This window comes from Peribacillus muralis, from assembly GCF_001439925.1.
In the GTDB taxonomy this organism is placed as follows: Bacteria; Bacillota; Bacilli; order Bacillales; family DSM-1321; genus Peribacillus; species Peribacillus muralis.
Genome location: NZ_LMBV01000033.1, coordinates 32,675 through 33,123 on the forward strand (window position 1 = coordinate 32,675; position 449 = coordinate 33,123).

General features: G+C 48.9%; 2 tRNA genes. Both read right to left on the reverse strand.

From position 1 onward, the window contains the following. Window positions 1-190: 190 nt before the first annotated feature. A tRNA-Ile gene (locus tag ASU00_RS22350) sits at window positions 191-267 on the reverse strand. Between the two features lie 10 nt (window positions 268-277). After that, window positions 278-354, reverse strand: a tRNA-Met gene (locus ASU00_RS22355). Between the last annotated feature and the right edge of the window lie 95 nt (window positions 355-449).

Here is a 449-nt window from a genome sequence, read left to right on the forward strand (position 1 = left end):
ATAATGAAACGTTTTGCATCAAGTTTTCGTGTATATCGTTTCTTCGCTTCCTCTATGTAAGGTTGTTTCAAAACAACTTGCTGCTTTTTTGAAAAAATGGAGGAGGTAGAGGGATTCGAACCCCCGCGGGATTTGACTCCCCTGTCGGTTTTCAAGACCGATCCCNATGGCTTTAGAAAGAAAATACATATGGTGGACCTTGTAGGACTCGAACCTACGACCGGACGGTTATGAGCCGTCTGCTCTAACCAGCTGAGCTAAAGGTCCTTATATTTATTGGTAGCGGCGGAGGGGATCGAACCCCCGACCTCACGGGTATGAACCGTACGCTCTAGCCAGCTGAGCTACACCGCCAATATAATATAAGTTTCTGATTGAAAAATGGTGGAGCCTAGCGGGATCGAACCGCTGACCTCCTGCGTGCAAGGCAGGCGCTCTCCCAGCTGAGC